Annotated in this window: 18 protein-coding genes and 1 pseudogene; 2 read left to right on the forward strand and 17 right to left on the reverse strand. The window is 41.7% G+C overall.

All coding sequences use genetic code 11. The annotated features are described in order from the left end of the window. Window positions 1–16 precede the first annotated feature (16 nt). The 4 genes and pseudogenes from ACFO3D_RS00105 to ACFO3D_RS00120 all read right to left on the reverse strand — a co-directional run bounded on the left by ACFO3D_RS00105 (window position 17) and on the right by ACFO3D_RS00120 (window position 4,052). Complete coding sequence (locus tag ACFO3D_RS00105; RefSeq protein WP_390292537.1) at window positions 17–1,090, reverse strand: GerMN domain-containing protein; 1,074 nt, start codon at window positions 1,088–1,090, stop codon at window positions 17–19. A gap of 101 nt (window positions 1,091–1,191) precedes the next feature. Continuing rightward, window positions 1,192–2,010: a glutamate racemase gene (gene racE / locus ACFO3D_RS00110; RefSeq protein ID WP_390292538.1), complete on the reverse strand. Its 819-nt coding sequence runs from the start codon at window positions 2,008–2,010 to the stop codon at window positions 1,192–1,194. Between the two features lie 22 nt (window positions 2,011–2,032). Then, the gene (locus ACFO3D_RS00115; protein WP_390292678.1) at window positions 2,033–2,437 is read right to left on the reverse strand and encodes a MarR family winged helix-turn-helix transcriptional regulator; all 405 of its coding nucleotides are present in this window, start codon (window positions 2,435–2,437) and stop codon (window positions 2,033–2,035) included. A 119-nt stretch (window positions 2,438–2,556) separates the two neighbouring features. Further along, window positions 2,557–4,052: pseudogene (locus ACFO3D_RS00120) on the reverse strand (potassium/proton antiporter). A gap of 233 nt (window positions 4,053–4,285) precedes the next feature. On the opposite strand from ACFO3D_RS00120, the gene ACFO3D_RS00125 reads away from it, so the two are divergent. After that, window positions 4,286–4,510 carry a helix-turn-helix domain-containing protein gene (locus tag ACFO3D_RS00125; RefSeq protein WP_010651078.1) on the forward strand — a complete coding sequence of 75 codons (225 nt, stop codon included), beginning with the start codon at window positions 4,286–4,288 and terminating at the stop codon, window positions 4,508–4,510. A 41-nt stretch (window positions 4,511–4,551) separates the two neighbouring features. Here ACFO3D_RS00125 and ACFO3D_RS00130 read toward each other — a convergent pair whose 3' ends face one another. The 4 genes from ACFO3D_RS00130 to ACFO3D_RS00145 all read right to left on the reverse strand — a co-directional run bounded on the left by ACFO3D_RS00130 (window position 4,552) and on the right by ACFO3D_RS00145 (window position 8,247). Beyond that, window positions 4,552–4,995, reverse strand: a complete 444-nt coding sequence (locus ACFO3D_RS00130; RefSeq protein WP_390292539.1) for an acyl-CoA thioesterase — start codon at window positions 4,993–4,995, stop codon at window positions 4,552–4,554. 73 nt (window positions 4,996–5,068) lie between these two features. Continuing rightward, the gene (sdhB, locus tag ACFO3D_RS00135; RefSeq protein WP_390292540.1) at window positions 5,069–5,833 is read right to left on the reverse strand and encodes a succinate dehydrogenase iron-sulfur subunit; all 765 of its coding nucleotides are present in this window, start codon (window positions 5,831–5,833) and stop codon (window positions 5,069–5,071) included. Further along, window positions 5,833–7,599, reverse strand: coding sequence for a succinate dehydrogenase flavoprotein subunit (sdhA, locus tag ACFO3D_RS00140; RefSeq protein WP_390292541.1), 1,767 nt, complete (start codon window positions 7,597–7,599; stop codon window positions 5,833–5,835). Before sdhA ends, sdhB begins: the two co-directional genes overlap by 1 nt. Window positions 7,600–7,626: 27 nt before the next feature. Then, window positions 7,627–8,247 (reverse strand): succinate dehydrogenase cytochrome b558 subunit, encoded by a 621-nt coding sequence (locus tag ACFO3D_RS00145; protein WP_390292542.1) that lies wholly within the window; start codon window positions 8,245–8,247, stop codon window positions 7,627–7,629. Window positions 8,248–8,589: 342 nt separating this feature from the next. Between ACFO3D_RS00145 and ACFO3D_RS00150 the strand changes: the two genes are divergently transcribed. Further along, the gene (locus ACFO3D_RS00150; RefSeq protein WP_390292543.1) at window positions 8,590–9,027 is read left to right on the forward strand and encodes a YslB family protein; all 438 of its coding nucleotides are present in this window, start codon (window positions 8,590–8,592) and stop codon (window positions 9,025–9,027) included. 40 nt (window positions 9,028–9,067) lie between these two features. Here the strand turns inward: ACFO3D_RS00150 and uvrC are convergent, their stop codons facing one another. The 9 genes from uvrC to ACFO3D_RS00195 form a co-directional block, all read right to left on the reverse strand. Then, window positions 9,068–10,852: an excinuclease ABC subunit UvrC gene (gene uvrC, locus ACFO3D_RS00155; protein ID WP_390292544.1), complete on the reverse strand. Its 1,785-nt coding sequence runs from the start codon at window positions 10,850–10,852 to the stop codon at window positions 9,068–9,070. Window positions 10,853–10,966: 114 nt separating this feature from the next. Beyond that, window positions 10,967–11,281 (reverse strand): thioredoxin, encoded by a 315-nt coding sequence (trxA, locus tag ACFO3D_RS00160; RefSeq protein WP_390292545.1) that lies wholly within the window; start codon window positions 11,279–11,281, stop codon window positions 10,967–10,969. Between the two features lie 442 nt (window positions 11,282–11,723). Continuing rightward, the gene (locus ACFO3D_RS00165; protein WP_390292546.1) at window positions 11,724–12,695 is read right to left on the reverse strand and encodes an electron transfer flavoprotein subunit alpha/FixB family protein; all 972 of its coding nucleotides are present in this window, start codon (window positions 12,693–12,695) and stop codon (window positions 11,724–11,726) included. Between the two features lie 27 nt (window positions 12,696–12,722). Further along, a complete protein-coding gene (locus ACFO3D_RS00170) occupies window positions 12,723–13,496 on the reverse strand; it encodes an electron transfer flavoprotein subunit beta/FixA family protein (RefSeq protein ID WP_390292547.1) in 774 nt (257 codons plus the stop codon). Window positions 13,497–13,516: 20 nt separating this feature from the next. After that, window positions 13,517–14,290 carry an enoyl-CoA hydratase gene (locus ACFO3D_RS00175; RefSeq protein WP_390292548.1) on the reverse strand — a complete coding sequence of 258 codons (774 nt, stop codon included), beginning with the start codon at window positions 14,288–14,290 and terminating at the stop codon, window positions 13,517–13,519. 11 nt (window positions 14,291–14,301) lie between these two features. After that, window positions 14,302–14,892, reverse strand: coding sequence for a TetR/AcrR family transcriptional regulator (locus ACFO3D_RS00180; protein WP_390292549.1), 591 nt, complete (start codon window positions 14,890–14,892; stop codon window positions 14,302–14,304). 176 nt (window positions 14,893–15,068) lie between these two features. Next, a complete protein-coding gene (locus ACFO3D_RS00185) occupies window positions 15,069–16,757 on the reverse strand; it encodes a long-chain-fatty-acid--CoA ligase (protein ID WP_390292550.1) in 1,689 nt (562 codons plus the stop codon). Window positions 16,758–16,933: 176 nt separating this feature from the next. Further along, window positions 16,934–17,341, reverse strand: coding sequence for a DUF350 domain-containing protein (locus tag ACFO3D_RS00190; protein WP_390292551.1), 408 nt, complete (start codon window positions 17,339–17,341; stop codon window positions 16,934–16,936). 16 nt (window positions 17,342–17,357) lie between these two features. Then, window positions 17,358–19,706 (reverse strand): endonuclease MutS2, encoded by a 2,349-nt coding sequence (locus ACFO3D_RS00195; RefSeq protein WP_390292552.1) that lies wholly within the window; start codon window positions 19,704–19,706, stop codon window positions 17,358–17,360. Between the last annotated feature and the right edge of the window lie 3 nt (window positions 19,707–19,709).

Raw genomic sequence — 19,709 nt, forward strand, 5'->3', positions numbered from 1 at the left:
CAGCATCTTTTCAAGCCTATAATTTTTCAGTAGGTGTAAAGGTTTGTTTGGTAACCGGCTTAGTATACGGCTCCCCATTTTCGTTAAACAATGTTTCAATATCTTCGACTTTAACCTGAACGGCTTCCACCGATTCGTCCTCGGTTAATGTTCGAACAAGCGTTTCCATTACCTCGTCAGATATAACAGCTTCGTCACTATCCTCCAGTACTGACTGGTTGAATACAACTTCCAGCACACCACTGTTAAGGGTAGGGTTATGAGTTAGCTGTGCTTCTGAATTAAATACGTGCTTAGCATTTACATCCATCCCTGGTCCATCAAGTAAAGTATTAATAATTGATCCGTACAAGTCCTGGTCCTCGACGTCAATGTATTTTGTTACTGGAACAAAATACTGGTTGCCATTACTTTCCGTTGGATAGTACAGTGTAACAGGCTTGCTCGCCATCAGATCAACACTGTCAGAATTGACCAAATTGATACCGTCCGCTCTGGAGTATCCATCGCCAATTGGCGTTCCATTGACAGGCATAACACTCTGGGGCTCGCCATTAATCCGTAATTTTACGTTTTTAACATTCTCGAACTGGGTCAGTGTAAACGTCATTGCCTGAATTATTTTCTGTTCCTGTGCCGCCTCGTACTCCTTAAATTCCTTGGAAACATCGACAACCAATGTGCCGTCTTTTTGCAAGTTCAGACCATTCACCTCGGTACCCGCTGGCAGAACAGCCTGAAAACCGGTAGGAAGAAGCGGTGTAACCGGTCCATCTTTAACTAGATATTCCAGTGCCTGTTCTGCAACTTCCTTGGAGTCTGCTAGTGGTAATTCCAATGTCTGAGCAGCAACCATTCCGTTAGCATCTAGCAAATATAATTGTCTGCTGACCGTTTCAGTGGCTGTTTCAGTTTTGTCTCCAGCCTTCTTCGCTTCTTCTGTCGCCTTATCAAGATCATTTACAGCTTCAGCGTCTTTTGGTGGATCAATTTCCTCTTTTTCCAACGATTGTTCTCCCTGAAAACATCCAGTCAATATAATAGAAAGAAACACCGTTATAGCAACTAATAAGATACTGCGCCTCTGCATGATTTTCCCCCCTACGATGGTTTGTACTACTATGTATACGAGCATTTCATAAATTTAGACCAACCTATCAAAAAAAATCAGGATCCCGTATTGGGTCCTGATTACTGAATAACGGCCTTTTCAATTGTAACGGTTGTAAAGTTATCCATGGATTCGTTAAATATACTACCTGCTATTTTGGAGAATATATTTAGTTCTCCTGTGGTGTAAAACTGATGTCTAGGATTACTGCTTGTAGCTGTATTAAGCAGATTACGAAACTCCAATATGGTACTCGCTTCTCGTGCTGTCTCCTCGCTTGAGGAAATAACCATAACTTTATCGCCGATTACATCCTGAATAGTGTCCTTTATAAGCGGATAATGTGTACAACCAAGTATAAGCGTATCAATCTGTTTATCTTCAAGGAGCGTTGTCAGTGATTCCTCGACAACCTCTTTTGCCTTTGGTCCTGAAAGAATTCCCTGCTCCACCATGGGAACAAACAACGGGCATGCCAGTGCATTGACATGGATATCGAGATTTATGTTATAAAGAGCAGTAGTATATGCTCCGCTTCTGATTGTTCCTTCTGTTCCGATTACCCCTACATTACTGTTTTGGGTAAATTTTATCGCTGCCCTTGCTCCCGGCTGAATTACACCTATTACGGGGATATCCAGCTTTTCCTGTAACTCAGCAAGCGTAAATGCCGTTGCTGTATTGCATGCAACCACAAGCATCTTAATATCTTTTTCAAGCAAGAAATCTACCATTTCCCATGTAAATTTCCTGACTTCTTCCTCTGAGCGGGGCCCATAAGGACACCTTAGTGTATCTCCAAGATAAATCAGTGTCTCCCGCGGCAGCTGACGCATAAGTTCATGAGCGACCGTCAGCCCCCCGACACCTGAATCAATTACTCCAATGGCCTGATTCAAAAAAATCGCCTCTTCTATGGTGTTATTTTTCATTGACATCGTTCATGCGTTCATACAGGAAATTAAGCAGATTCCTAAGAGTTTCCCGTTCCTCATCACTGAACTCCTCCAAAACTTCTCCTAAATATTCCTGCCGCTTTTTAATTACTTCTTTTATTATTGTATTCCCTTTTTCAAGAACGTGAATTCTTACTACCCGACGATCACTGGTATCTCTGACTCTTTCAACAAGGTTATTTTTCTCCATCCTGTCCACAAGGTCAGTCGTGGTGCTAAATGCAAGGCCATTTTTATTAGAAAGCTCGCCTATTGTCATGTCTCCCTCTTCCAGTAACCATTGCAGTGCAATAAATTGCGGCGAGGTGATTGGATAGTTATTAAGTATCTTACGACCGTTTTGTTTAATTAGTCCGGAAATATAACGCATTGTTTTTTCCACATCGGCTATTGTATCAGTTGGTATATTTTTTTCCAAACGGGTAACCCCCCAAATTATTTCTCATAATACACATATTAACATAATATGACCTGAAATCTGCTTTTTTCCTATAAAACAACATTTTCTTGAAATTTGTCAAGGTCCTCTTCCAGGATGCGGATCAGTTTCCGTTTTTCTTTTCGGGGTACCAAAATATACAATGTATCATCTTTTTTAATTTCAGTCTGACCGTTGGGTGTTACGATCCCACCGTCCCGGATAATGGCGTTAACCAGTGCACCTTCCGGCAACTCAATTTCTTCTATAGTGAGCCCGATAATTTTATTATTATTAGTAATATCATATTCGACCATTTCAACATTTGTCTTTCCAATTGATATAAGTTCAAGCGAATGAATTGGCTTACTTCTTCTCTCCCCAACAAGTCCCAGCTTTGTGGATAGAGGAGCAATAGTCGAACCTTGTATAAGAGTTGAAGTTAGGACGACGAAGAAAACAATATTAAACATGACCTGACTGCCATTCAGTTCAGCAAGCATCGGGTATATTGCAAGTACGATTGGCACAGCCCCACGGAGCCCAGCCCAGGACAAGAAAAGTTTTTCCTTCAGAGTATATTTGAATAATGCCAAGTTCACAAACACGGCTAGCGGTCTGGCAATAAACATAAGCACCACTGAAATCACGAGCCCGTGAGCTATATACTTCCATTGGAATAATTCTGAAGGAAACACAAACAGACCCAGAATGACAAACATAACAATCTGTGCCATCCAGCCAAAACCTTCATTAAAGCGTAATAAAGTATGACGATAAGTGAGCTCTGAGTTTCCCAAAATCAATGCACAAACATATACTGCTAATAGTCCACTGGCGCTTAACAGGGAAGTACTGCTGTATGCCAGGAAGGAAAAGGCTAATCCAAATAAAGGATACAACCCGCTGGAATCCAGATTTATCCGATTCAGCGATATGATTGCAACTTTCCCGATAACAAGGCCGCATACAAGACCTCCTCCCATCTGCCAAAAAAACGTTCCAATCTGGGACCATACACTTGTGTTTTCTAAAGCAATAAACTGAATAAAGGATATGGTCAAGAACATTGCCATCGGATCATTAGATCCTGATTCACCCTCAAGCAACGATGTAATTCTACCTTTAATATTCTTGTCCTTTAAGGTAGCGAATACCACAGCAGCATCAGTTGAACCGACAATTGATCCAAGCAAAAACCCTTCAAGCCAGGATATATCCATTATTAACTTTGCAGCCACAGCTACCACAGCTGCAGTATTACTCCTAAAGTAGCAAGAACGAGCGCAGAAGGAACTACAGGTTTGATACTGCTCCATTTGGTTTCCATACCACCCTCATATAAAATAATTACCAGCGCAATTATACCAATCAATTGTGCAACCGAAGCGTTATCAAAATAGATGATACTCAGCCCATCATTTCCGACAAGCATGCCGATTCCGATAAACAATACAAGTGAAGGAACACCGAGTTTAGATGAAAACTTCGTAACTAGTACACTGATAATCAATAGTAAGGCCATTAACAGGATGAATTGATATGATTGCAGAATCTCGTTGATCATAGCCAGCCTCCAAAAATTTCAGTTTCTTCACGGTTAATTTTCAAAAATAGTATAGCAAAAAAGACTGGTAAACCCATAAAAAAAGGACTTTATAGGGCAAATGCTGAAATTACGGAAAGAATCCTGCAATAATCAGATTTACGCTCACCGAATACACATATTTTCATAAGCTATAGTGACTAAATAATTTCCCTTCATTCCGCAGCTCTATGACAGCAAGGAGGGGTTAACATTTGAAGGACAACGAGTACAAACCGAAGCAATTATTGACTAAACGCGAAAAAGAAGTATTCGAGCTCTTAGTACAAGACAAAACAACAAAGGAAATTGCCCAGGAATTGTTCATATCAGAGAAAACTGTCCGAAACCACATTTCAAATGCTATGCAAAAGTTAGGCGTCAAGGGGCGATCACAGGCAGTAGTTGAACTTCTCCGTATGGGGGAGTTAAAACTCTAAAAAAAACCGACTTTCATTCTCTGGAAGTCGGTTTTTCACTATTAGTTTGCTTTTAATTTTTCCCGCATGGATTCTGTAAGTCGTACCGGCCGTCCTGTAACCGGATTGATATAAACCAGCCTTCCACGTCCTGTCACACATATTTCATCCTGCTGATTCAGAATCATATAATGAAGGTCAACAGAGGTGTTTCCAATATCCGCAGCTTTTACATAAACCCTTATACTATCATTAAAAAACATTTGCTTGAGATAGTCACACTGTAGATCTGCAGCGACAGGAATCATTTCCTCACTAGAACTGGTCCCAAATAAGTCCAATGACTTAAGAAACTCTATTCTTGCTTCTTCAAAATAAATAAATGGTGAAACATTGTTTACATGACCGAACATATCCGTTTCGGAAAATCGGATTCTGACCGGTATATAAAAAGAAAATTCTTCTTGCCATTCTAAAATGTTTTCTGCGTATGTAATAGTTTTCAAGAATGTTCTTCCTCCTTGTAAAAACAACCCCTGCCATATAGGCAGAGGTTGGAATTTTCATAGCTTAATAGATTTAGTGCGCGTTGTCGCTTCCAAAGAAGTTTTTGAAAGATTGAATGTTAGTGGCACGGTTCATAGCTGCGATTGAAGTTGTCAAAGGAATTCCTTTTGGACAAACCTGAACACAGTTCTGTGCATTACTACAGCCCTGAATGCCTCCCTCTTCCATTAGGCCTTCCAAACGCTCACTTGCATTCATTTCACCTGTAGGATGCGCATTAAATAATCTTGCCTGTGACAGTGCTGCCGGGCCAATGAAATCGGATTTATCGTTTACATTAGGACATGCTTCTAGACAAACCCCGCAAGTCATACATTTTGACAGTTCATATGCCCACTGTCGTTTTTTCTCAGGCATCCGCGGGCCAGGTCCTAGATCGTGTGTACCGTCAATCGGGATCCAAGCCTTAATCTGTTTAAGGGCATCGAACATTTGCTCACGATCCACGATAAGGTCACGAACAACCGGGAATGTGTTCATTGGTTCAAGACGGATAGGTTGTTCCAGCTGGTCAACCAATGCCGCACAAGACTGGCGTGCTGTTCCATTAATCACCATGGAACAAGCACCGCAGACTTCCTCAAGACAGTTCATATCCCAGTATACCGGGGAGGTTTTCTCCCCATTGGCATTGACAGGGTTTTGACGGATTTCCATTAATCCTGATATAACATTCATGTTCTTTCTGTAGGGAACATGAAATGTTTCTTCGTATGGATCGGAATCCGGGCTGTCTTGTCTGGTTATGATGAACGTTACTGTTTGTTGTTCAGCCATTATTTTTTACTCCCTCCACTTTTTTTAGAATAATCCCGTTCACGTGGTGGAATATCCGCCAGGTCAACATCTTCATATGTGATTACTGGAGCATTATTTTCTTTGTCATAAGTCGCAATTGTTGTTTTAAGGAACTCTTCATCATTACGTTTAGGGAAATCTGGCTTATAGTGAGCACCGCGGGTTTCATCACGCTGCAGGGCTCCAAGCGTAATAACACGGGCCAATTGCAACATATTCTTCAGCTGACGTGTAAACATAACACCCTGGTTACTCCAGCGAGATGTATCATTAATATTGATATTTTCCCAGCGTTCCATCAGTTCCTGAATTTTTTCGTCAGTCTTTTTAAGCTTGTCATTATAGCGTACAACTGTAACGTTATCAGTCATCCACTCGCCAAGCTCCTTATGAATCTGATAAGCGTTCTCTTCCCCGTCCATAGCCATAAGCTTTTCAAAATTCTCCTGCTCTTCTTTTTCACGTTGTTCGAAAAGTGAAGAAGGAAGATCGTCGACATGTTTCTCGAGACCATCTATATATTTGATAGCATTTGGACCAGCAACGGATCCGCCATAAATAGCTGACAGTAATGAGTTGGCACCAAGACGGTTCGCCCCGTGCTGTGAATAATCACATTCACCAGCAGCAAAGATACCAGGTATGTTAGTCATTTGGTCATAATCGACCCAAAGTCCACCCATTGAGTAGTGAACAGCAGGGAAAATCTTCATTGGAACTTTACGTGGGTCTTCCCCGACAAATTTCTCATAAATTTCAATGATACCACCCAACTTAACATCCAGTTCTTTCGGATCTTTGTGGGAAAGGTCGAGGTAAACCATGTTCTCGCCGTTGATTCCAAGCTTCTGGTTTACACACACATCAAAGATTTCCCGGGTAGCCACATCACGAGGCACCAGGTTACCATAGGCTGGATATTTCTCCTCCAGGAAGTACCAAGGTTCACCATCTTTATAGGTCCAAACACGGCCGCCTTCACCACGTGCAGACTCACTCATCAGACGAAGTTTGTCATCTCCAGGGATAGCTGTAGGGTGGATTTGAATAAATTCACCGTTCGCATATTTAGCACCGTGCTGATAAAGCGAACTTGCAGCGGAGCCAGTATTAATCATAGAGTTAGTGGACTTACCAAAGATGATTCCTGGTCCACCTGTTGCCATAATGACCGCATCAGCAGGGAATGATTTTATTTCGTGGGTCCGTATATCTTGCCCAACAATTCCACGGCCAACATTTTCCTCATCGATAATTGGGCCAACGAATTCCCAACTTTCGAATTTATTAACAAGTCCTTCCACTTCAAAGCGGCGAACTTGTTCATCAAGTGCATACAGCAGTTGCTGTCCTGTAGTAGCACCTGCATACGCGGTTCTGTGATGCTGTGTACCACCGAAACGACGGAAATCAAGCAGACCCTCAGGTGTTCGGTTGAACATAACTCCCATACGATCAAGCATATGAATAATGCTTGGTGCAGCTTCACACATAGCTCTTACAGGAGGCTGATTTGCAAGGAAGTCCCCACCGTAGATTGTATCATCATAGTGAATCATAGGCGAATCTCCCTCACCTTTAGTGTTTACTGCCCCGTTGATTCCACCTTGGGCACAGACTGAGTGAGAGCGTTTTACAGGCACAATTGAAAACAGGTCTACATTAACCCCTGCTTCAGCTGCTTTGATAGTTGCCATAAGCCCGGCTAGGCCACCGCCTACAACAACAACTTTTCTATTACTCATATATATTCACGCCCTTTTTTTGTTAAATTAAACTCCGTAAGCAAATTGGATCAGCGCTCTGACGCCAATATAACTGATCGCCAAGAAAACAAGAAGTGTAGCATATGTAACGATTTTTTGTGATCTTGGTGATTGTGCAATACCCCATGTCACCAGGAAGCTCCATAGTCCATTAGCAAAATGGAATGTAGTTGAAAGCACCCCGATTACGTAAAACCAGAACATTACAGGGTTTGCAAGGATATTCTCCATCAGGCTGTAGTCAAGATCTGCATTTCCTAGCCCGATTTGGACTCGTGTTTCCCACACATGCCATGCGATGAAGACAAACGTGATAATTCCAGTTACACGCTGTAAGTAGAACATCCAGTTTCGGAAATAGCCATACCTTTTTGTATTGCTTTTAGTTACAAAAACAATGTAAACCCCTAAAATTGCATGAAACAGGATTGGCAAGAAAATTATAACCGTTTCCAAAACTATTCTGAATGGTAAGTCGTGCATAAACTCAGCTGCCTGGTTAAAGCTCTCTTCACCATATACAGCAAAATGGTTCACCACCAGATGCTGAACCAGAAAAATCCCAATAGGTATTACCCCCAACAACGAGTGGAGTCTGCGGTAAAAAAACTCACGATGCTCTGCCATGTGTTACCCCCCTTAGTAAGTGTGTATGTTATTGTTTGCTTGCGTACATCTTCTTATAACAATAAAAATAAAGCACAGTATTTTTATTGCCAGTTAATGTACAATTTATGACATAATTTATTGTACTTCTAACAATTTAAGCAGTCAAGAAAAGGAAACACCAAATTCTGCAGGTTTCTTTTCCGTGATTAAGGGAATCAGTATGTAAAAGACTCTATGAAGGCTTGCACAATCTGACATTTACATAGATAATAAGACTAGTAAACTAGCTGAAAAGATTGTCGAAATAAATGACGATCTCAATTGAGATGCTGGCGGGTTCCAGCAGAAAGGATGACATCAATGGTTAATGAACAGAAATCCATTTCGGTGGAGACACTGGATAAATTACATACTTCCGGTGCCGGCTATGATGTATTGCGATATGTAGGACTGCCGGACCTGTTCGGTACAGAATCTGACACATTACTATACTTTATGGGGAAAAATCTCGCCAGAAAGCTGGAGACCCGGACAATTGACGATATCGTTTTCTTTTTTGATAAAATGGGATGGGGAAAACTTGATCTATATAAAGAGAAGAAAAAAGGGATGACATTCCACCTGATGGCAGATGCTGTAGTATACCGGCTTAACGCTCCAATTGATGCGGAGTTTCGACTGGAGGCGGGCTTTCTTGCTGAAGCAGTTCAAATAATTAAGGGACGGCAAAGTGAGTGTCAGGAAAGTATAAACCAAAAACTTGCTCAAATAGAATTCTCCGTAATGTATATAGATTAACAAAGAGAAAGGCGTAACGGCTATGTGCTGTTACGCCTTTTTATTTTTCGTTTTCGGCATTTAAGTGTTCAAGTATGAGTTCAGCTGTATCTTTTGGAATCCCAAGTTTGGTGATTTTATCTACTGAAGTATCCTTGATTTCATTGACAGATTTAAAATGAGTTAAGAGTAATCTCCGGCGTTTCTCTCCTACGCCTGGAATCTTATCGAGCTCTGACTGGAAAAGACTTTTGCCGCGAAGTTGCCGATGAAATGAGATAGCGAACCGGTGGACCTCATCCTGAATCCTCTGGACAAGATAAAACTCCTGCGAATTCCTAGATAGGTTAATAACAACAGGTGGTACACCATACAATAATTCGCTTGTCTTATGCTTATCATCCTTTGCCAGACCACAAAGAGGAATATCAAGACCAAGTTCATTCTCCAAGACATCCAGCGCTGCACTCATCTGCCCTTTACCTCCATCCACAACAATCAGATCAGGTAATGGAAGATTTTCCTTCAATACTCGGGTATATCGCCTTCGGATAACTTCCCGCATTGTCTCGTAATCATCAGGTCCGTCTACATCTTTTATCTTATATTTACGGTATTCCTTCTTATTCGGCTTCCCATCAATCATTACAATCATCGCAGACACTGGATCCGTTCCTTGAATATTGGAGTTATCAAAAGCTTCGATTCGGTGAGGAATCTCGATACCAAGTGCTTCACCAAGCTTCTCCACCGCTAATATTGTCCGCTCCTCGTTACGTTCTATAATAGAGAATTTTTCATTTAATGCAATTTTCGCATTCTCGGATGCAAGTTCAACCAATTCTTTTTTTCTGCCACGGAATGGGGTGTGAACATCAATATCCAATAGTTCACGAAGCAATGTGGTATCGGTACCAATGGGAACCAAAAGCTGTTTCGGCTTTAAATGATGGTGATGCAGGTAGAAACGACCAATAAAACTGATAAAAGTCTCCTCCGGGTCATCAAAGAAGGGAAATACTGATACTTCCCGTTCAATTAATTTTCCCTGGCGGATAAAAAACACTTGGATACACATCCAACCTTTATCATAACTGTAGCCAAAAATATCTCTGTCCTGTTGATCATTAAGTGTCATTCGCTGCTGTTCCATAACCACTTCAATGTGCTGAATCTGATCCCGGAGTTCTTTTGCCCGTTCAAAATTCAGGTCTTCACTCGCTTCGTTCATTTTGGTTACTAAATCCTGTTTAATTTTTTTATGTCCACCGTGCAAAAAGGATGAGATATTCTGAATTATTTCCCTATATGTTTCAGTTGAGGCGGGCTTTTCACTGCAAGCAAGACACTGACCCATATGATAATAAAGACACACACGCCCTGGTGGATTATTGCACTTCCTGAGGGGATAAAGCCGATCTAGCAGCTTCTTTGTTTCCCTTGCTGCAAGAACATTGGGATAAGGACCGAAATATTTCCCTTTATCTTTTTTAACCTTTCGGACTATTAACAGTCTTGGATGCCGTTCCGCTGTTATTTTAAGATACGGGTACGATTTATCATCCTTGAGCAAAACATTATATTTTGGATCATATTTTTTTATTAAATTCATTTCAAGAATAAGTGCTTCAATTTCGGAGGTGGTCACAATATATTCAAAGTCGACTATTTCTTGAACCAGCCGCTGGGTCTTCTTGTCATTTGCCCCTGTAAAATAAGACCTGACCCTGTTTCTTAATACTTTTGACTTCCCAACATATATTACTGTACCATTTTTATCTTTCATCAAATAGCAGCCGGGCTGTGCTGGAAGAACAGCTAATTTATCCTTTATTTGCTGATTCATGTAAAAAACTCATTCCTTATTTTCTTAATTTCTCCTGCTACTGCAGAGAATCCCTTGTCACGTTATGCAACAAGGGATTCTTATGCTTTCTCTTCATTCTATTATACCATTCACTTAAGCATGTTTGTTAATTAAATCAACAAGTGCTTCTTTCGGTTGGAATCCGATTACCTGATCTACTACTTTGCCGTCTTTGAACAATAGTAGTGTCGGGATACTCATAACACCGAATTTTCCAGCTGTCTCCTGGTTTTCATCAACGTCAAGCTTCACAATTTGGACTTTATCTTCCATTTCACCGTCAATTTCTTCAAGAACAGGGGCAATCATTTTACAAGGACCACACCATGGCGCCCAGAAATCTGCTAGTACAAGACCATCAGAAGTTTCTTCAGTGAAATTCTGATCTGTCACATGAACAATAGCCATTTTAATCCTCCTCACTCAAGCTTTAAATTCATTTTGAGTATATCATCGTTATTATATCCTTGCGAATACTTTGCTTATACAATGAAAAGCGAAGTCACCTTGGTAGACACGACATGCATAAGCAGGGCGCCACCGTATGGTGCTTTATCCACACGGAGGCGAACTGCTTATGTCACGAGTGTCTGGGGAACTGAGCTAGATCAAGAAAAGATGAAGTGCCCGTTTAGCGGCGTATAAACTGGACTGCACCGCAGGAGATAAAGAAAACACGGAGAGCGCAAGCGAACCGCTGTTGCCTTATCAAACGGAGGTGAAGGAAGTTTACTATTCGCTGGGCGCTGAATCTAGATCAAGAAAAGCAAAATCACCCTAGTAGACACGACATGCATAGAAGTTATCCTGGCAAGGAAAAGACCTGACAATAATCAGGTCTATATCAAGCTTATTTTAGTTTTTTGATTTCCTCGGTCAGCATTGGTACAACTTCAAAGAGGTCGCCGACAATACCATAATCAGCCACATTGAAGATATTAGCTTCCGGATCTTTATTGATTGCTACAATCACTTTGGAGTTAGACATTCCGGCCAGATGCTGGATTGCTCCTGAAATACCAACTGCAATGTATAGGTCAGGTGTTACAACTTTACCAGTCTGACCAATCTGCAGTGCATAGTCACAATATTCCGCATCACAAGCTCCACGGGACGCACCAACTGCTCCACCAAGAGCTTCAGCAAGTTCATACAAGGGTTTAAAGCCTTCTACACTCTTAACCCCACGTCCACCGGCAATAATTACATTTGCCTCGGACAAATCAACACCCTCAGATGCTTTCCGGATTACATCTTTAATGACAGTGCGAATATCAGTTACATCAACCTCTTTTTCAGTAACATCACCTGACCGTGTTTCATCGTGTTCAAGTGCAGGAATATTGTTTGGGCGAATTGTTGTAAAAGTCAGACCACCAGTAACTACTTTCTTTTCAAATGCTTTACCTGAGTATATAGGCCTAGTGAATACGACTTTATCTCCATTTGTTTCAATGTCAGTTGCATCGGAAATCAGACCAGATTCCAGCTTGCTGGCAAGTTTCGGAGTAAGGTCTTTCCCTGCCGCAGTGTGCCCCATGATAATTCCATCAGGGGATTCGTCATTTACAACTGCCAGTACTGCCTGACCATATCCTTCTGATGTATAGGATTTCAGATTATCATGTTTCACAATTACCACACGGTCTGCGCCATAGTGAATCATTTCCTGTGCCTGATCATTCAATTCGCTGTCCCCACACAGAACTCCTACAACTTCCCCATCAGCATCTATTTTTTTCGCTGCTGCGATTGCTTCAAAAGTTACATTTCGTAATACGTTGTCTCTAACTTCGCCAATAACCAGTAATTTCTTGCTCATATCGTTTCTCCTTCCTTTAGTTAAGGTCTACAGTACTTTTGATTCGTTTTTAAGCAGGGAAACTAGTTCTTTCACCTGATCATCCAATTCTCCCTCAAGAACTCTTCCTGCTTCTTTTTCAGGAGGGAGGAAGATATCAACTGTTTTTGTTTTTGCTTCAACCTCATCTTCTTCAAGGTCCAGATCATCTATTTCGAGCTCTTCTAAAGGCTTTTTCTTCGCTTTCATGATACCCGGAAGTGATGGATATCTTGGTTCATTAAGCCCTTGCTGACAGGTAACAAGAACTGGAAGACTAGTTTCTACTTTTTCCACGTCACCTTCCACATCCTTATCAATTTTGACGGTGTCCCCGTCGATTTCCAATGCGGTAATCGTAGTTACATAAGGGATCCCAAGACGCTCTGCAAGACGAGGTCCTACCTGTCCGCTGGCCTGATCGATAGCAACGTTACCGGCTAAAATAAGGTCTGGCTCTTTATCTTCAAAATAAGCTTCCAATATTTTTGCAGTTGTGTATTGATCTCCATCTTCTACGTCCTCTTCCGTATTAATCAATACTGCTTTATCGGCCCCCATCGCAAGTGCTGTACGGAGTTGTTTCTCAGATTCTTCGTCCCCGACAGTCACAACGGTAACTTCCCCACCGTGGGCGTCTCGCTGGTTGATTGCTTCCTCCACTGCATATTCGTCATATGGATTAATGATATATTCTGCACCATCATCTTCAATACGGCCGTTTGATACAACAATTTTTTCTTCAGTATCAAATGTTTTTTTAAGTAAAACGTATATGTTCATATGTGAAATCCTCCCTTGAATTATTTATCTTTAAATTCTGGTTTACGCTTTTCGATAAACGCCTGAATACCTTCCTTGGCATCTTCAGAGCCGAATACCCCGCCAAACGCCTTTGCCTCTTTCTCAACTCCAGTGGAAAACAGCTCTGTTTTCGCGTAAGGTATCAGCTGCATTACACTGGTGATGGAAGGCTTACTTTTGTCGGCAATTGACCTGGCTAGTTTATATGCAGTATCCAGTAACTCATCTTCCTCAACAGCCTGGTTTGCAAGTCCCAGCTCTTTGGCCTCCTGGCCGTCGATTGGTTGGCCACTTAGAATCATTTCATAAGCCTTGGCAGTACCCACATGCTGTGGCAGCCGCTGTGTTCCTGCAAACCCTGGAATTATTCCCAGTGTCAGTTCTGGGAGACCCAGTTTCGCGTTTTTCGTTACAATCCGGATGTGACAGGACATCGCTAGTTCAAGTCCACCACCCAAAGCCGCTCCGTGGATAGCCGCTATAACTGGCACAGAAAAGTTTTCAATCCTGCTAAAAAGTTTCTGTCCTCTGCCAGCCAATTGTTCATAATCTGAAGCGTTTTGTAATGAAGTGAATTCTTTGATATCTGCACCCGCAGAAAAGAACTTCCCGTCCCCTTTCAGGACAACTGCTTTAATTGTGGTATCGTTTTCAATTTTGTCCAAGCTCTCATCTAAATCTTTTAATAGATTACTAGATAAAGCGTTTGCTGGCGGACTTTGGATCGTTAATGTTGCGACATGATTTTCTGCTTCGTAGGTTAAAGTTCCCAACTAAATCCTCCTCATCTCTTTTTTACGGAAAGCCCGTTCGTAATTAAAGCATGAACATCCGGGCTCTGTCCCACCAGATCATATTTCTGATCTTTCATTACCCAGTTGGTAACCGTTTCATCAAGTGTACCAAAAATCATTTGTCTGACAAGTGGGATATTTAGATCGTCCCGAAAAATTCCCTCTTTTATCCCTTCTCTTATAATATTATCTATCACTACAAGATAAGGTTTCAGCACTTCGTTAATCTTCATTCTCAGCTGCTTATTGGACTGGCGAAGTTCCAACTGTGTAACAACTGCTAAGTGATGATCGCTTGCCAACTGTCGAAAGTGCATCGTTATCAGTGTCAGAAGTTTTTCATTGGCATCCTGCCTGTCGCTTGTACTGTAAACAATCTGATCGATAAATTGGCCCATTTTCTCGTTAAATACAGAAACCAAAATATCTTCCTTATTCTTAAAATAAAGGTATATAGTTCCATCTGCAACTCCAGCCTTTTTGGCAATTTTGGATACCTGTGAAGCATGATAGCCATTCTCGGCAATCACCTCAACAGCTGCTTCTATTATTTGCATATATTTCGGTTTGTTTTTTTTCATAATAATCTCCTTACCAGCTACCAACAGTTAAAACTGAATGAATCATCATTCATATTTTATTTTACTAACACAAATAAATTATGTCAATAAAAATAGCCTGTCCTTTTTCCCTCAGAAAAATTGGCTGTTCGCCAAGCTTAATCGCGAAAGCCGAGTTTAAATATGGACTTATAAAATCAGTTGATCTTCTGCATTTTTTTTGAATCTTCTTCGACAAGCTTTCTCCGCAGTATTTTGCCCACTGCTGTTTTCGGAAGCTCATCACGGAATTCATAAATACGCGGAACTTTAAAGGCTGCCAGATGTTTTCTGCAAAATTCGTTCAGTTCGTCTTCGGTGAGGTTGAAGCCTGATTTCAGAACAACATACGCCTTAACTGTTTCTCCCCGGTAGGCATCCGGAATTCCTGCAACCACAGCTTCCTGTACTGCTTCATGTTCGTAGAGAACCTCTTCTACTTCACGTGGATAAATGTTATATCCCCCAGCGATAATCATATCTTTTTTGCGATCTACAATATAAAAATAGCCGTTTTCGTCCATATATCCCATATCACCGGTGAAAAGCCAACCATCCTTTAGTACATTGTCTGTCTCTTCCTCGTTGTTCCAGTAACCTCTCATAACCTGTGGTCCTTTGACAGCCACTTCGCCAACTTCCCCAATCTCCGCATCTTCCATGGTACCCATCTTGAATATTTTCGAATCCGTATCCGGCCATGGGACACCAATACTTCCATTGACTCTTTCTGTCCATACAAAATTCGCATGGGTTACCGGTGACGACTCCGTCAAACCATAGCCTTCCACAAGACGACCGCCGGTGACTTTTTCAAACTGTTCCTGAACTTCCACTGGCAATGGGGCCGAGCCACTTATACATGCCTCAATAGATGAGAGGTCATATTTCTTAAGATCCGGGTGGTTTAACAAACCTACATATATGGTTGGCGCTCCCGGAAAAAGCGTTGGTTTTTGCTTCTGAATCGTTTTAAGTACTTCCCCCGCATCAAACTTCGGCAGCAAAATCATTTTTGATGCATTCATTATGGACATATTCATGACTGTAGTCATCCCATAAACATGGAAGAAAGGCAATACACCCAGAACTGTCTCTTTTCCTGCTTCAGCTTTATAAAGCCAGGCCTCACACATCTGAACGTTTGCAACAAGGTTGAAATGGGTGAGCATTACACCTTTAGGGTGACCGGTCGTCCCCCCTGTATATTGGAGTAATGCAAGATCCTCCTGTGGATCGATGTCAACTGGCAGATAACTCTCTCGTGCATTTTCCATAATTGTGTGCCAAACATGTGTATCTTCCGTCTGTTCCGGTTTAACGACGATGTTATACTGCTTTTTCTGGATAAATGGATACACCAGATTTTTTGGGAAAGGAAGGTAATCCTTAATACCTGTTACAATAGTATGGCGAATTGGTGTATTCCCCCTGACATTTGTAACCGTCGGCAGCAGAATGTCCAGACAAACTATAAATTCCGCTCCCGAATCATTCATTTGATACTCCAGTTCCCGTTCCTTATATAACGGGTTAGTCTGAACCACTACCGCTCCCGCCATGAGAGCTCCATAATAACTGATGACAGCCTGCGGGCAGTTCGGGAGCATTATTGCAACCCGGTCCCCTTTTCGAAGTCCCAGTGACTGCATATAGTTTGCCATCTTTTTGGCCTGCTTGTGAACTTCCGAAAAGGTAAGTTCTTTACCCATAAAATAAAGCGCTTTCTTTTCCGGGTAACGTTCAGCCGTATTTTCCAGGAAAGAATGCAGTGGCTTCAAATCATATTCCACTGATGCGGGAATTTCACTGGGATAATGGGTATGCCACCTTTTTTTCTCCATCATATTGACTCCTCCTCATTACCTATTAGGTAGTGCATACTTCCATTATAACGATTAATTAGTATTTTTTGAAATTTTATTCAACAATTTTCTTAAATTAAATATATGACACCAACTATAACAAAAATGACTGCCACAACCACTAATACTTTAGCTAATGTTTCCATTATGTTCTCCCCTTATCCAATCCCGGCACCAATCACAAATGAAAGACCGATTGAAATCATCATTGAAATAAACCCGACTGCTCTGTTGTCATTCGCTATTTCTTCATCTATCTTCATCGTTGGGGTAAGAAATTCAAAAATAAAATATCCGATCAGCAGAAGGAAAAAACCGAATACTCCCCAGCCAATACTTTCGAGCAAGGTATCCTTATGATCAATGGAAAAGCGGAAAATAGTGGCAATGCCAAAAATTTTTCCGCCCGTTGCCATTGCCACAGCAAAATTGCCGCGTTTTATTTCAACCCAGTTGCGATAGGATGTTACTAATTCAAACACAGCCAAAAAAACTATTGTACAAAGAATAACCACACTGTACCTGGCTGCTGTCACTACAAAAATATTCTCCCAAAAACCGGTCATTTTTCAAGCTCCCCTTTTACTTCAGTTCCAGAATCGTTACGCCACTTCCACCTTCGCCCTGTGAACCAGGTCTAGCGGCGGAAATATTTGGATGCCGCTGGGCAAATTCCTTTACCCCTTTACGAAGAGCTCCGGTTCCTTTTCCATGAATAATGGATACTTTTGGATATCCTGCAAGGAGGGCATCATCTAGATATTTCTCAAGCCTTAACAGGGCATCTTCAAAACGCTCACCACGGAGATCCAATTCTGTTTTCACATGATAGCTTGACCCTTTTACCATGGCCATTGGTTTTTCTGTTGTTGTGTTCTGTTTTTTGTTAAGCAGTTTGATTTCATTGCGAGTTACTTTGACTTTCATGATACCTACCTGAACCAGATACTCATTATCATTTACCTTTTCCAAAACGGATCCTTTTTGATTCACCTTCAAAAGTTTGATTTCATCGCCGGGCTGAAGTTCTTCAACGGATGAGTCTTTTTCATTCTGCGTCTGTGCAGGCGGTTTAGAAGATAGTTCAGGCCGTGCATCCTCGAACATTTTTTTTGCTTCTATCCATTCGTGTTCTTTTAGCTGGGCGTCCGTTTTCATATTTCTGATTTCCGACACGATAGCTTCTGCCTCTTCACGGGCTTTCTGAAGCGCCTTTTCGGCTTTTTCCTCTGCTTTACGGTAAAGACTTTCACGTTTTTCTTCAAACTGCTCCCAGGCAGATTCCAGGTCTTTTTTCAATCCCTCACTTGTTTCAAGAATTTCATGGGCTTCCCGGTAATCCGTTTCGGCTTGTCTACGTGATTCCTCGAGTGAAGCAATCATATTCTCAACACTTTTTGAATCGACTCCAATATGGCTTTTTGCCTGACTGATTATGGAGTCCGATAAACCAAGCCTCTTGGAAATCTCAAAAGCATTACTCCGACCTGGTACACCAAGCAGGAGCCTGTATGTAGGCTGAAGCGTCTGCACGTCAAACTCCACCGATGCATTAACCACCTGGTCCCTGTTATAGCCATATGCTTTCAATTCCGGATAGTGGGTAGTGGCGATCACTCTTGCCCCGCGATAAATAACGTCATCCAATATGGACATGGCAAGTGCTGCTCCCTCTTGGGGATCCGTACCTGCGCCCAATTCGTCAAACAGGACAAGCGATTTATGATTTACCTGTTCCAGAATTGATACAATATTGGTCATATGGGATGAGAATGTACTCAGATTTTGCTCAATTGACTGCTCGTCACCAATATCAGCAAAGACATCTTCAAAAACAGCAACAACGCCTCCATCCAGTGCAGGAATTCGCAGACCAGATTGTGCCATTAGTGTACATAACCCTACCATTTTTAGGGCGACAGTTTTCCCTCCGGTATTGGGTCCGGTAATAACGATTGATGAATAGTTTTCCCCTATCTCAATATCATTGGCTACCGCTTCATCAATAGGGAGCAACGGATGACGTGCCTGTTTAAGCTTTATGATTCCTTCATCATTCACTGATGGCAGAGTTGCTTTCATTTGCACTCCCAGTTTTGCTCGCGCAACAATAAAATCAATCTGGGCAAGTGTTTCGATGTTTGCATACAACGCCTGGTCGTTTTCTGCTATATGGTTGCTTAATTCCCGAAGAATCCGGTCAACCTCACTTTTTTCCTTTGCCCGTGCTTCTTGAAGCTGATTATTCAAATCAACAACAGCTTTGGGTTCCATAAAAAGAGTTGCTCCTGAAGCTGACTGATCATGTACAATACCACCCACGGACCCGCGATATTCATGCTTCACAGGCAGGACATAACGATCGTTGCGGATAGTGATGATCGCATCAGATAACATTTTACTTTTTGATTTTGTATAGCTTTCCAAACGGTCTCGCACTCTGCTTTCATGGGTTCTGATGGATGCACGGATACTCCGCAGCCGCTCTGATGCACTGTCCATGACATGTCCATTGTCATCGATACAGCTTTTTATATGAGTCTCAAGGTCCCGCAATGTAACAATCTGCTCCGCAAGACCCTTTAAAATTGGTAAATCTTCTTCAAGCTTTTCCATAAACCCTTTAACCTGTCGGCCGCCATATACGGTGGTGGCCACATCGAGGCATTCCTCAGCAGTCAAAACTCCACCAATAACACTGCGTTTAATACTAGCACGTATATCAAAAATCCCTCCAAGTGGGACAGCGGCATTCAAGCGTAATATCTGGCTTGCTTCTTCCGTTTCGGCCTGCAGCTTTTTCACTTCTGCAATTTCGATGGACGGTGACAACCGGAAACATAAATCTTTACCTATTGAAGTTGCAGCCATATTGCTTAGCTGGTCAATTATTTTATTGAATTCAAGTACACGAAGAATTCGTTCATTCATGAA

The organism is Virgibacillus kekensis, from assembly GCF_042654125.1.
Classification (GTDB): domain Bacteria; phylum Bacillota; class Bacilli; order Bacillales; family Amphibacillaceae; genus Lentibacillus; species Lentibacillus kekensis.